We start from the raw sequence: 12,203 nt of genomic DNA on the forward strand, positions 1-12,203 counted from the left end.
GCCGACGCATTCGATGTGCCCTTAGTCTGCACCCGCGAGGCTGATGGCATAGCCAGGCCGATAGGGAATGGGCAGGAAACGGCGGTGATATTCGGCAAAGGTTGCATCTGGATCGAGATCGGCAAAGAGATCCGGATGGAACCATTTCGCCAATTGCTGAACTGCGAAGAACTCGTAGGGACTATTGTAGAACTGGTGCCATATGCCGTGAAAGTTCCGCGTTTTCTGTGCGGCAATCCCGGTATAGGCGTCACGGGTGGTGAACCATTCGAGCTTCCTGCGTGTCTCCTCAGGGTCGGCATCCGGACCAAGCGGTATCCAGTGGCCGCCGGGAACATAGGCCTGCCAATTGGCACTGGTGACGACCACGTGCTCGGGATTGGAAGCGACGACCTGCTCGGGATTGAGCTGTCCGAAGGTGCTCGGCAGGAAGTCGCTGCCCAGGTTGTGACCGCCAGCCAGCTCGACATATTTGCCGAAGTTTTCCGCGCCGAACGACATGCAGCAATCATCGGCATAGCCGCCGATGCGCTCGATAAAGACCTTGGGCCGCTTCGGATTCTCCCGGGCGATGACATCGGTCACCCGCGCCATGGCCCGGCGGCGAAATTCGATGATCTCTTCGGCGCGCGCCTCGCGCCCCAGGATCTTTCCGAGCAGGCGGATGGTTGGCTCCGTGTTCTTCAGCGGATAGTGGCGGAAGTCGATGTAGAGGACGGGAATCTTCAGCGCCGCCAGTTTTTCGATGTATTGGGCGTCTTCGTTCGCCCGCATGGCCTCGAGATTGAGCAGCACCACGTCGGGCTTCTGGACGATAGTCGATTCGATGTCGATCAGCCCATTCTCCTGACCCGGAAAGGCCGGTAGCTTCGCCAGCCCAGGAAACGCCTGAAGATATTGGGCATAAGTGGCGGGGTCGGCCTCGATCAGATCGTTGCGCCATGCGACGACGCGGGCCAAGGGGTTTTGCGGTTCCAGCGAAGCGAGGAGATAGAGCTGCCTCCCCTCGCCGAGAAGCACGCGCTTGACCGGCGCGTTGATCGTCACCTCACGACCAGTGACGTCGGTGACGGTGATCGGTGCTTGCGCGGCTGCCGCCTGTTCGTCGGCCATTGTCATCACTGGCCTTAGTGCCAGCAACGCAAGCGCCGCGAACACGACACGCAGGACCGAGGGTTTTCTCCTCACGATAGTTCTCCTTTATCGAGTGATCGGCGCGAATGGAGCCAAAGGCCGAGCGCCACAAGACATGAAAGGCCGTAGAGGGCCGCAACGAGGGGGAAGGCGACCGCGAGGCCGAAGCGTTGCGTCGCGACGACGCCGACAATGATCCCGACGATCGATGCACCCTGTTGGCAGCTTTGCGCGAGCCCCAAAATTGAACCCTGACGGTCGCCGCGCGTGGCGGTTGAGACGAGCGCCAGGAGTACCGGCGTCGTTCCGCCGAGGAGCATGCCCCAGGTGAAATAGAGCGCCGCGAAAAGTCCGATGATACGGGTACTACCGGCGAGGCCGGTTGCGGCCAGGCAGCCCGCCGCGATCAGCACACTCCAGCCGAGCACAAAGGATGGCGCACGTCCCTCGAAGATCCGCGCCCAAACGGGCGCGCCGACGACAAAGCCGAAAGCCAGGAGACCGTAGCTCAAGCCGGCAATCCAATGCTGAGCGCCATAGACCTCTGCCATGTAGAGCGAAAACGGAACCTGCAGCACCATCCGGCTGGCAAGTAGCAAGCCGATCAGCAGCAGCAGCCCAGGCACGGACATGCGGATTGTCGTCGCCTGCGCTGCGGCCGTCGGCCTGGCGCAATCCACACTCTCCGGTTCCCGCGGCGGAACCGGCAGGCTTGCCCACGCGACTGCCGCGCAGATGGCGCACACCATGCCGGCGGTTAGATTGATAGCCGCAAAGGGCAGGGCATCGAGGATGAAGCCGCCCAGCAAAGCACCGCCGAGCGAACCGACGTTGGTCGCCATCTGAAGCCAGGCAAAGAGGGCGGCTCTGTCGCGCCCGCCGGTGACCTGCACACCATAGGCCTGGGCCGGGGCAATGTAACCGGCGCAAGCTCCCTGCAGGAAGCGCAGCGCCAGAATGGTCCAGACGTCCTGAGCGAAGGCGACGAGCGCTTGCGTGATCGCCAGGCCGGCGAGCGCCCGTACCATCATCAGGCGATTGCCGTAGCGATCACCCATGCGGCCCCAGAATGCGCTGGTCAGCGACACGCCAAGCATGGGGCAGACATAGACGCCGATGCTGGCCAAGCCGAAAACGCTTGAAGGGCCCAGTTGCTGGATTTGAATAGGCCAAAAAGGGCCGCTCATCTCCATGGCACCCATCGAGATAAATTGCAGGCCGAATAGCAGCGCGAAAACGGGGCCGAAGCCGCGCAAGGCGGCAATCGTACTCGTCATTGGGCGAGCGCCGCAGCCATGGCCAGCACGTGGTTGGCTACGTCGCCGCGAACGTGTTCCGCCCGCACGATAGAGCAGGTTGACCAACGCGATCGAAGCGGAACCGCCCGCGTTTCCACGGCGAGGCACGGCCGGCGCGGCGGCAAACAGCAATGACGAAAACAAAGCGTGTTTTTTTGCACCAGGAACTTCGCCTCGTACCGCTTGCGGGGAGTTTTATTATGATTGCAGCACTCAAGTTATTCTGGTGCTTAATCGACGACAATCTGCTCGTCAACGATGGTGTTTATGAGGGAACGCGCGAGTTGGTCATTCCGCGCACACCCTACCTGGCAGCCTACATATTGATGACGGATCGGATTCGGTGGCCGTTCGAGATCAGCGAAGAGCAAGTGCGCCAACGACGCACGTTTTGGAGCCTTCGGTTCGACTCCCTTCAAGGCAAGAAATTTCGTGGTCGGCTCTCGGCCCTGCGCGGACATAGAAGCGCGCCTAGTTAACGGTCGCTTGCGCCAGGCTGGCAGGCGCCATTCAAATGACGACCTGCTCGCCGAGTTCGACCACCCGGTTGGGAGGCAGGCTGAAATAGTCAGCCGGATCGATCGCTGTCGACGCCATCGCGATGAACAGCTTGTCCTGCCAAGCGGGGAGCCCGGAGTTCGGATCAGCGATCAGTTTGCGCCGGCCGAGGAAGAACGAGGTCGACATGATTTCGAACTTGAAGCCCGCCTTCTTGCAGAGCGCGAGGGCCTTCGAGACATTTTGGGGGTCCATGAAGCCGAAGGTGAGCTCAATGCGGGTGAAGCGCTCCGAAAGCTCGGTGATCGTGAAGCGCTCGCTTTCACGGACAAAGGGAACCGAGGCGGTCCGGATCGTCAGGATGACGTTTTGCGCATGAAGCACGCGATTGTGTTTGATGTTGTGGAGGAGGACGCCGGGCGCCTTGTCCGGGACGCTTGTCAGGAACACGGCGGTACCGGGAACCTGCGCAGGGGCATGTTCGGATTTGCGTTCGATCGAAGCGACAAAGGCGTCGAGCGGAACATTGGTACGGGTCGCCTTCTCGCGAAGCACGAGGGTTCCTTTGCGCCAGGTCCACATCAGGGTCATGATCGTCGCCGCGATCAGGATCGGGACGTAGCCGCCATCGTGAATTTTCAGCAGGTTCGCGCAGAGAAAAATGCACTCGAGAATGAACAGCGGCATCAGAAATCCGACCGCGGCAAACGTCGACCATCCCCAGGCGACGCGCACGAACTGGAAAGCGAGGAGCGTTGTGACCACCATCGCGCCGGTCACTGAGATGCCGTAGGCGGTGGCGAGCGATTCTGAATCTCCGAAGGCAAAGATCAGCGCCAATATACCGGCAAGCAACACGGTGTTGACGTCCGGGACGTAGATCTGGCCGGTATTGGATTCCGACGTGAAGCGGATTTCAAGGCGCGGGAGGAAGCCGAGATGAATCGCCTGGCGTGCAAGCGAAAAGGCGCCGGTAATCACCGCTTGGCTCGCGATGATGGTGGCCGCCGTGGCGAGAATGACCACCGGCAGCAACGCCCATTTGGGAAACATCAAGTAAAAGGGATCGGAGGAAGCGGCGGGATTGGCAAGGACCAACGCTCCCTGGCCGAGATAGTTCAGCGCCAGCGACGGAAAAACGAGAGCAAACCACGCCGCCTGGATCGGCCGCCTGCCGAAATGGCCGAGATCGGCGTAAAGCGCTTCCGCCCCCGTCACGGTGAGGAACACCGCGCCCAGCACGATCAGTCCGACGAAGCCGGCATGTGTCAGAAAGTAGACTGCGTAGATGGGATTGACGGCATTGAGGATGGAGGGGTCGTCGGCAATGTGCGCCAGGCCGCCGGCACCCATCACGACAAACCAGAGAACGGTAATCGGACCGAAGAGGTTCGACACGGCGGCCGTGCCTTTCGACTGAACGAGAAAAAGTGCGAGCAGAATTGTCGTAGAAATCGGCAGCACATAATCGCTCAGTGCCGGTGTTACCAGCTTCAGCCCCTCAACCGCGGAGAGCACGGAAAGGGCAGGGGTGATCATGGCGTCGCCGATGAAAAGGGCCGCTCCGATCAGACCGGCAAAAAACAATACCGTCGTGTGGGCCTCGGACTTCTTCATCAGCAGAGCCAGCAGCGACAGTGTCCCGCCTTCGCCGTCATTGTCCGCCCTCAGAAGGAACAGGACATATTTGACTGTCACGATCAGCGTCAGCGTCCAAAGCATGAGCGAAATCAATCCGATGACTTCGTCATGGCTGATCCCGTCATGGGCAAATGGCCTGAGCGCCTCGCGGAACGCATAGAGGGGACTGGTCCCGATGTCGCCATAGACGACACCGACGGCGCCAAGAACGAGCATGCCGAACCGAGACTTGTCGCGGTCGTGCGAAGCCTCCTGGGTTACTGAAGTTGCCATAAACCTCTCCAATCGCGCCGCAGGCTTTTGGCCTTATCCGGCCTCACATTCAAGCCGCGACCAAAAAGACTTTCGCCTCGTCCTCAATAGTGCCGCCGGGAGGCTCGGCCGTAAATGCTCCTTCTCCGCGGTCCGCGATGTTTCAAGTCGCAACCTCAATGGTGCACCGCAAGGGCCACCTTCGCCCGTTCAGGGCATGACCGCCATCGCAACGATCGTCGCTATCGGCGTCCAGGTTCCTTCGGTCGTCGTGCTCATTGCCGAGGACACGGTGATTTCCGTGGAGACGACTGGAGGGGTTTCGCTGACGGAGCCCGATTTAGAGGCGGTCCGCTCCGCGCTCGCGACGGGAACAGTCATGCGTGCCGGCGTCTATCCGGCACTGTCGTCGCAGTTTGACCTCTGGCCAGTGAAAACCGCGGCCGCCCCGCGTGCCGTCATCGGATTGGCATTCGATCCGGACCGGCGTCCGGTGTCGCCGGACACTATGGTCGACGTTGTCTGCACTATCTTGGTGTTGGCGCTTAGTCGCCAACGCTCCAGCAAAGGCGTCCGGCCATCGGCCGAGGTCAAACGCTAGAAGCGCATCGGCGCTGCGTACCGCCTACTCGGCAGCGGGAAGGACCGTTTCTGTGGCGCGCGCGCCATCGTGGCGCAGGCCTGCCGGCGCGAATGGAACGGCGGCTCGCCTTGTCACCGCTCTCGTTTTGGGACGGGTGGCCTGATGGTGACGGAGTATGGCGACGCGCGTTCGATTACTCCGGGGTAAAGAACGCGTCGGCGTGCAGGTCGGCCTTGCGCAAGCCGCGGGCAAACGTCGCCTCCATCGCCGCGTCGACCATCGCTGGCGGGCCGGCTACATAAGCTTTCCAGCCGTCCAAGTCCAAAAGATCCTTTTCTACCGCCTGTGTGACGAGCCCGATTCGATGGTACCTGGACTGCGTCTCTGACAGCACCGGCGTGAAGCTGAGATTGGAGTGCCACTTGGCGAGCGTCTGAAAATGCTCGACCAGGTAGAGGTCGCGTTCGCTCCGGATGCCGAAATAGAGGTGGATCGGCTGCTTCATGCCGTGGGCGAGAGCGGTTTCGACGATCGCCTTGACCGGCGCCAGCCCAGAGCCGCCTGCGATACACAGGATCGGGCCGGAATGGTGCTGCCGCAGGTAAGAAGACCCCATCGGATATTCGAGCGTTGCCTTGTTGCCGGCCTTCAGCACGCTGTGCACATGGTGCGAGGTCAGCCCACCCTCGACGCGGCGAATGTGGAACTCGAGACCGCCATCGCCATGCCGATTGGCCATGGAGTAACTGCGGGCAGGCAGCCCATCAAAGCCGACCTGCGCATATTGCCCTGCGGCGAATGGCAAACTGGGCCCGTCCTCGGTTGCTATGCGGACGAGCTTGATGTCGTGGGTGAGGTCTTCAATGCGGGTGACGGTGCCGTTTAGCCGCCTTGGCGGTTGGACAGCGGCGCCGTCGTCGCTCCCAAGCCATGCCACGGCCGTATCCGTCATGGGAAGCGCCCGGCATGCGAGGATAAGGCCGTCAGCTCTCTCTTCGTCGGTAAGGGCGAAGCGCGAATGCTGGAGAAGCTCCACTTCGCCCTCGATCAGTCGGGACTTGCAGGAACCACAGCGTCCAGACCTGCAGCCGTGGGGGTAGGGAATTTCGGCCGCGAGCGCCGTATCGAGGATGGTCTGCCCGACATGGGCTTCCAGGCTTGTCCGTGCCGACCGGATGTCGACGAGTTTTATTGTCATATCAGATGTTCCCTCAGACGTTGTTCGATTTCGCTGGCAGCCGATCGCCCTGACGGCCCGATCAAGAAAGATGGGCATCAGGCTGCGGCTTCCAGCGCTTGTAAGGTCAAGGGGTGTTCTGCGCTCACAGACATTTTCGGTCTTGGGAACACTGGATTGGGAAGGCGGCGCCCCTGCTGAACCGACGGGGGATAATGCACGTTGTGCCGGCAACAGGGGCTGTCGAGCAACTTGTGCCGATCCCGAACGCCGCCAACTCTGCTCCATTTTCGGGTAATCGCCGCAGCAAGGCGATGGCGAAGTACTTCACCATGCCGCCGGTCGGTCGTCGTCGGCCGTTGTCTGCCGGGGCACCTCGTATCAGGGCTGATCCACGGCGCTTATCGGATAACGATCTCGTCTTTTCAAACTACATCGGCTGCTTCGCATTAGAACCTGACGGTCTGCGTCAGGGCCTTTGCGAAAGAGTTTCCGGAGGTCTTGACCTTTCCAGCGTTGGAAACCGCACCTTCTCCAAGAATTGATCGCTGCCGCGGCCAGTCCGGCTGGAAGCGTCACGCAAAATGAAGGTGAACGAGAATGAGTAGTAAGAAGGCCGCAGTCCTGTTCTTGGCCAGCGTCGCCGCCGTCGGGGGTACCTTTGCCCTTGTTGACGGCGAGGGAACGGGGTCATTTGCCAATCGCCTCCTTGAGCTTGCCTCCTCGGCCGGTGCGCCCGAGGCAATCGCGGCCGGAACCACGGGAATGCCCACACCCAAGGTTCCGGTCGCCGAAGTTATCACGCGCGAGGTCGCGCCTTCGGTAGAATTCACAGGTCACCTCGAGGCGACCAAGGCGGTTGAGCTGCGTCCGCGTGTGGGTGGCGCCATCGACGTCGTCAGCGTTCCGGAAGGAGGGCTCGTGCACCCGGCCGACCTTCTCTTCCAGATCGATCCGAGGCCCTTCCAGGTGGCACTGGATGCGGCCAAAGGCCAATTGCGGCAGGCAATGGCTATGCTTGACCAAGCCGAGATCGATTTCCGGCGCGCCGAAACGCTCGCCCCAAACGGCACGGTGTCGCGCAAGACCTATGACGACGCTGAGGCAGTGCGGCGCCAGCGGCAGGCCCAGGTCGAAATCGCCAAGGCAGCAGTGGCCGCCGCCGACCTCGATCTCTCTTTCACCCGCGTCACGGCTCCGATCGGCGGGCGGGTCGACCGGGTGCTGGTCACCGAAGGCAATCTCGTCAGTGGCGGAAACACCGGAGCTGCAACGCTCCTCACCACGATTGTGTCAACCGATCCGCTGTATGCCTATTTCGATATCGACGAAGCCACCTATCTGGAGTTCGTCGCTCGTGCACGTCCCGACGAAGGCGACGATCCGACGGAAAAACTGCCCGTTCAGATCGGCGTCATGAGCGATACGGGGTATCCCCATTCAGGCGTTCTCGATTTCATCGGCAATCGCGTCGAGCGGGGTACCGGCACGATCCGGGCCCGGGCGATCGTCCAGAACCCGGACGGCCTACTCGCTCCCGGTCTGTTTGCACGGGTGAACCTCGTGACGGCAGAGCCGGCCCGCACGGTGCTGATCGACGATCAGGCGGTCGGCACAGACCAGGGCCGTCGCTATGTGCTGGCGCTTGGGCCGGGGAACAAGGCCGAGTACCGCCCCATTGAACTGGGGCCGATGATCGACGGCCTGCGCGTGGTCGCAAGCGGTCTCAAGCCGGGTGAGAAGATCATCGTCAAAGGACTCGTTCGGCCCGGAATGGAGGTCGACCCGCAGATGATCTCGATGTTGCCCGGCCAATCCGCCGATGGCGACCAGGCGGCGGCGTCCCAGGAGGCGCGTCGATGAACATTCCGCGTTTTTTCGTCGACCGCCCGATCTTTGCGGTCGTTCTCTCCGTATTGATGCTGATCGGCGGTGGCCTGACTTTGCTGGAGCTGCCGCTCAGCGAATATCCCCAGGTGACCCCGCCAACGGTGCAGGTCACGGCAAGCTATCCGGGCGCCAGTCCCGAGGTGATCGCCGAAACGGTTGCCGCTCCGCTGGAACAGGTGATCAACGGCGTCGAAAACATGCTCTACATGAGCTCGCAAGCCGCGACCGATGGACGTATGACGCTGACGGTGACCTTTCAGCAGGGCACCGATCCCGACATGGCACAGATCCAGGTGCAGAACCGCGTCTCTCGCGCGCTTCCTCGTCTGCCGCAAGAGGTTCAGCGCATCGGCGTCGTGACGCAGAAGACCTCGCCCGACATTCTGATGGTCGTGCATCTCGTCTCGCCTGACGAACGCTATGATCCTCTCTATCTGTCGAACTTCGCCACGCTGCAGGTCCGCGACCAGCTTGCGCGCCTGTCGGGCGTGGGCGACGTGCTCGTCTGGGGTGCGGGCGAATACTCGATGCGGGTCTGGCTCGACCCGGCCAAGGTCGCCGCGCGTGGATTGACCGCCTCCGATGTGGTGGCGGCAATCCAGGAGCAGAACGCCCAGGTGGCCGCCGGCTCGTTAGGCCAGCAGCCGGATGCCTCGGCAGCGCTGCAGGTCACGGTCAACACCCTCGGCAGGCTCTCCAACGAGGAGCAGTTCGGCGAGATCGTCGTCAAGACGGGCGCCGACGGCCAGGTCACCCGGCTGCGGGACATCGCCCGCATCGAACTGGGGGCGGACGCTTACGCGCTGCGCAGTCTTCTTGACGGCAAGCCGGCGCTGGCGCTGCAGGTCATCCAGAGCCCCGGCGCCAACGCGCTCGACGTGGCAAGCGCTATTCGCGGCACCATGGAAGAACTACAGAAAGGTTTTCCAGAGGGTATCGAGTATCGCATCGCCTACGATCCCACCGTCTTCGTGAAGGCCTCGCTGGAGGCCGTGGTGATGACGCTGCTCGAAGCCATCGTTCTGGTCGTGATCGTGGTCGTACTCTTCCTTCAGACCTGGCGCGCCTCGATCATCCCTCTGGTTGCCGTGCCGATATCGTTGGTCGGCACGTTCGCGCTCATGTACATGTTCGGCTTCTCGCTGAACACGCTGTCGCTGTTCGGCCTCGTGCTCTCGATCGGGATCGTGGTCGACGACGCCATCGTGGTCGTCGAAAACGTCGAGCGTCACATCGCGCTTGGCGAGACGCCGAAGGAAGCGGCCCGCAAGGCCATGGACGAAGTGACGGGGCCGATCATCGCCATCACGTCCGTGCTCTCGGCTGTGTTCATCCCTTCAGCATTCCTCTCCGGCCTGCAAGGTGAGTTCTATCGCCAATTCGCCCTCACGATCGCGATCTCGACCATCCTTTCGGCTGTCAACTCTCTGACGCTTTCCCCCGCGCTTGCAGGCGTGTTGCTGAAGCCGCACCTTGGCGAGGTCAAACGTGATCTCCTGACCCGGGTGATCGACGGCCTGTTCGGCTGGTTTTTTCGGCGCTTTAACCGGTTCTTCGAGCGTGCGTCGAATGCCTATGTCTGGTCGCTGCGCCGTGCCTTGAGGCTGAGCGCGCTCGTCCTGCTTGTCTATGCCGGCCTCGTCGGCATGACATGGCTGGGCTTCCAGACCGTGCCGAGCGGATTTGTCCCAGCTCAGGACAAATACTACCTGGTCGGCATCGCCCAGTTGCCGACCGGAGCCTCGCTCGACCGCACAGAGGCGGTCGTCAAGACGATGTCGCAGATCGCACTTGCCGAACCGGGCGTCGAAAGCGTCGTCGCTTTCCCGGGCCTTTCCGTGAACGGCATGGTCAACGTTCCCAACGCCGCCGTCATATTCACCATGCTGAAGCCCTTCGACGAGCGAAAGGATCCTTCCTTGTCCGCGTTCGCGATCGCCGGTCGCCTGATGGGCAAGTTCAGCCAGATACCGGACGGTTTCGCCGGCATCTTCCCGCCGCCACCCGTTCCGGGCCTCGGCACGACGGGCGGGTTCAAGATCCAGATCGAGGATCGGGCGGGGCTCGGCTTCGAAGCGCTTGCCGAGGCGCAAGGGGCGATCATGGGCAAGGCGATGCAGACGCCGGAGCTCGCCGGCATGCTCGCAAGCTTTCAGGTGAATGCGCCACAGGTTCAGGTGGACATCGACCGGGTGAAAGCCAAGTCTCAAGGGGTGCCGCTCAATACCATCTTCGAAACGTTGCAGGTCAACCTCGGCTCTCTCTACGCAAACGACTTCAACCGCTTCGGCCGGACCTACCGCGTGATCGTCCAGGCGGACGCGCCATTCCGTATGCAGCCCGAGGACATTGGTCGCCTGAAGGTACGCAACGCGGCGGGTGAAATGATTCCGTTGTCGGCCCTGTTGACGGTCAAGCACAGTTCGGGCCCGGATCGTGTCATGCATTACAACAGCTTCCCGTCAGCCGACATCAGCGGCAGTGCCGGCCCCGGCTATTCATTTGGGCAGGCGACGGCAGCCATAGAACGGATCGCATCGGAAACGTTGCCGCCCGGCATGGCCTTCGAATGGACGGAACTCGCCTATCAGGAAAAGCAGGCCGGCAACACCGCGATGTACATCTTCCCGCTGTCTGTTCTGCTGGCGTTTCTCATTCTCGCTGCACAGTACAACAGCTGGTCACTGCCCTTCGCTGTGTTGCTCATCGCCCCGATGGCGTTGCTTTCCGCGATCGCAGGCGTCTGGTTTACGGGAGGCGACAACAACATCTTCACGCAGATCGGCTTTGTCGTTCTCGTGGGCCTGGCGGCCAAAAATGCGATCCTGATCGTCGAGTTCGCCAGAGCGAAGGAAGACGAAGGCGTCGATCCGGTATCTGCCGTGCTGGAAGCGGCCCGGCTTCGCCTGCGACCGATCCTGATGACCTCACTCGCCTTCATTGCCGGCGTTGTCCCGCTCGTCATCGCGACAGGGGCTGGTGCAGAGATGCGGCATGTTATGGGCATTGCCGTGTTTGCGGGCATGCTTGGCGTCACGGTGTTCGGCCTTGTGCTGACCCCAGTGTTTTACGTCCTGGTGCGCCGCATGGCGATCGGTCGCGAGGCACGAAGGCACCCCGATCCAGCCCTAGAGACAGCTGTGTAGAGCATCCCGCTCTCAAGTGAGTTCACGTGAGGCGGAAAGATGCTCTGGAATCAAAGTGCGAGAGCGTCCTTGGTGCGTTCATACGAACGCACGGCGCTCTCGAGTGGCGAGGGAAGGCTACGCCGCTTCTCAATGTCGCGTCTTCGCTGGAGCTTTGGCGCCGGGGCAAAGCAGCCCCGGCGCCAGGAGGTGGCGGTGAAATTAGCCGCGCTGGGCCGCTTCGGCATCAAAACTTATGGCAATTTAGGAGTGGTGAAGACACGCCCGGGTAGCCAGCGCGATTGAGTTTGACGCCGCAGGGTTCAACTGCATTGGGCCGTGCGGTAGATAGGTCTTCTGTTCCGGGCTACGCCGGACCCACGCCGAGCATGCGGAGGGAAGAGCGATCGACAGAGCCTCGGTTCCGGGAAATCCGTCTCCAAGCACCAACCCATCCAAATCGAACTCTTCGCCGGGGCCTATCACGCTCTAGGACGAATCGACATTCATCGCAGCCAGATCATTGCGGCGAGGAGATAGACGAAGCCTTCGAAGTGGATTGTTCTGCGGTCGTATCGGGTGGCGAAGCGTCGGAAGTGCTTCAT

The 12,203-nt window shown here is 61.7% G+C and carries 9 protein-coding genes; 5 read left to right on the plus strand and 4 right to left on the minus strand.

Features of this window, described 5'->3' with window-relative positions:
* Positions 1-21 precede the first annotated feature (21 nt).
* Both BBX50_RS15895 and BBX50_RS15900 read right to left on the minus strand, forming a co-directional pair.
* Positions 22-1,119, minus strand: a complete 1,098-nt coding sequence (locus BBX50_RS15895) for an ABC transporter substrate-binding protein (protein ID WP_083213651.1) — start codon at positions 1,117-1,119, stop codon at positions 22-24.
* Positions 1,120-1,184: 65 nt separating this feature from the next.
* Complete coding sequence (locus BBX50_RS15900; protein WP_065776299.1) at positions 1,185-2,411, minus strand: MFS transporter; 1,227 nt, start codon at positions 2,409-2,411, stop codon at positions 1,185-1,187.
* Between the two features lie 152 nt (positions 2,412-2,563).
* Between BBX50_RS15900 and BBX50_RS30790 the strand changes: the two genes are divergently transcribed.
* Positions 2,564-2,911, plus strand: coding sequence for a hypothetical protein (locus BBX50_RS30790; RefSeq protein WP_065776300.1), 348 nt, complete (start codon positions 2,564-2,566; stop codon positions 2,909-2,911).
* Positions 2,912-2,942: 31 nt separating this feature from the next.
* Here BBX50_RS30790 and BBX50_RS15910 read toward each other — a convergent pair whose 3' ends face one another.
* Complete coding sequence (locus tag BBX50_RS15910; protein WP_065776301.1) at positions 2,943-4,844, minus strand: potassium transporter Kup; 1,902 nt, start codon at positions 4,842-4,844, stop codon at positions 2,943-2,945.
* Between the two features lie 196 nt (positions 4,845-5,040).
* Between BBX50_RS15910 and BBX50_RS15915 the strand changes: the two genes are divergently transcribed.
* Positions 5,041-5,424: a hypothetical protein gene (locus BBX50_RS15915; RefSeq protein ID WP_065776302.1), complete on the plus strand. Its 384-nt coding sequence runs from the start codon at positions 5,041-5,043 to the stop codon at positions 5,422-5,424.
* Between the two features lie 175 nt (positions 5,425-5,599).
* Here BBX50_RS15915 and BBX50_RS15920 read toward each other — a convergent pair whose 3' ends face one another.
* On the minus strand, positions 5,600-6,604 hold the full coding sequence (locus BBX50_RS15920; RefSeq protein WP_065776303.1) for a 2Fe-2S iron-sulfur cluster-binding protein: 1,005 nt from the start codon (positions 6,602-6,604) through the stop codon (positions 5,600-5,602).
* Between the two features lie 194 nt (positions 6,605-6,798).
* Here BBX50_RS15920 and BBX50_RS29920 point away from each other — a divergent pair, with 194 nt between their 5' ends.
* Genes BBX50_RS29920 through BBX50_RS15930 form a run of 3 tightly spaced genes read left to right on the plus strand, consistent with a single transcriptional unit; the run spans position 6,799 to position 11,619 of the window.
* Positions 6,799-7,128 (plus strand): hypothetical protein, encoded by a 330-nt coding sequence (locus BBX50_RS29920; protein ID WP_139108293.1) that lies wholly within the window; start codon positions 6,799-6,801, stop codon positions 7,126-7,128.
* Positions 7,129-7,183: 55 nt separating this feature from the next.
* On the plus strand, positions 7,184-8,446 hold the full coding sequence (locus BBX50_RS15925) for an efflux RND transporter periplasmic adaptor subunit (protein WP_065776304.1): 1,263 nt from the start codon (positions 7,184-7,186) through the stop codon (positions 8,444-8,446).
* The gene (locus BBX50_RS15930; protein ID WP_065776305.1) at positions 8,443-11,619 is read left to right on the plus strand and encodes an efflux RND transporter permease subunit; all 3,177 of its coding nucleotides are present in this window, start codon (positions 8,443-8,445) and stop codon (positions 11,617-11,619) included. The genes BBX50_RS15925 and BBX50_RS15930 overlap by 4 nt, the downstream gene beginning before the upstream one ends.
* The last annotated feature ends 584 nt before the right edge of the window (positions 11,620-12,203 follow it).

It is taken from the genome of Ensifer sp. LC11 (genome assembly GCF_001695835.1).
In the GTDB taxonomy this organism is placed as follows: domain Bacteria; phylum Pseudomonadota; class Alphaproteobacteria; order Rhizobiales; family Rhizobiaceae; genus Ensifer.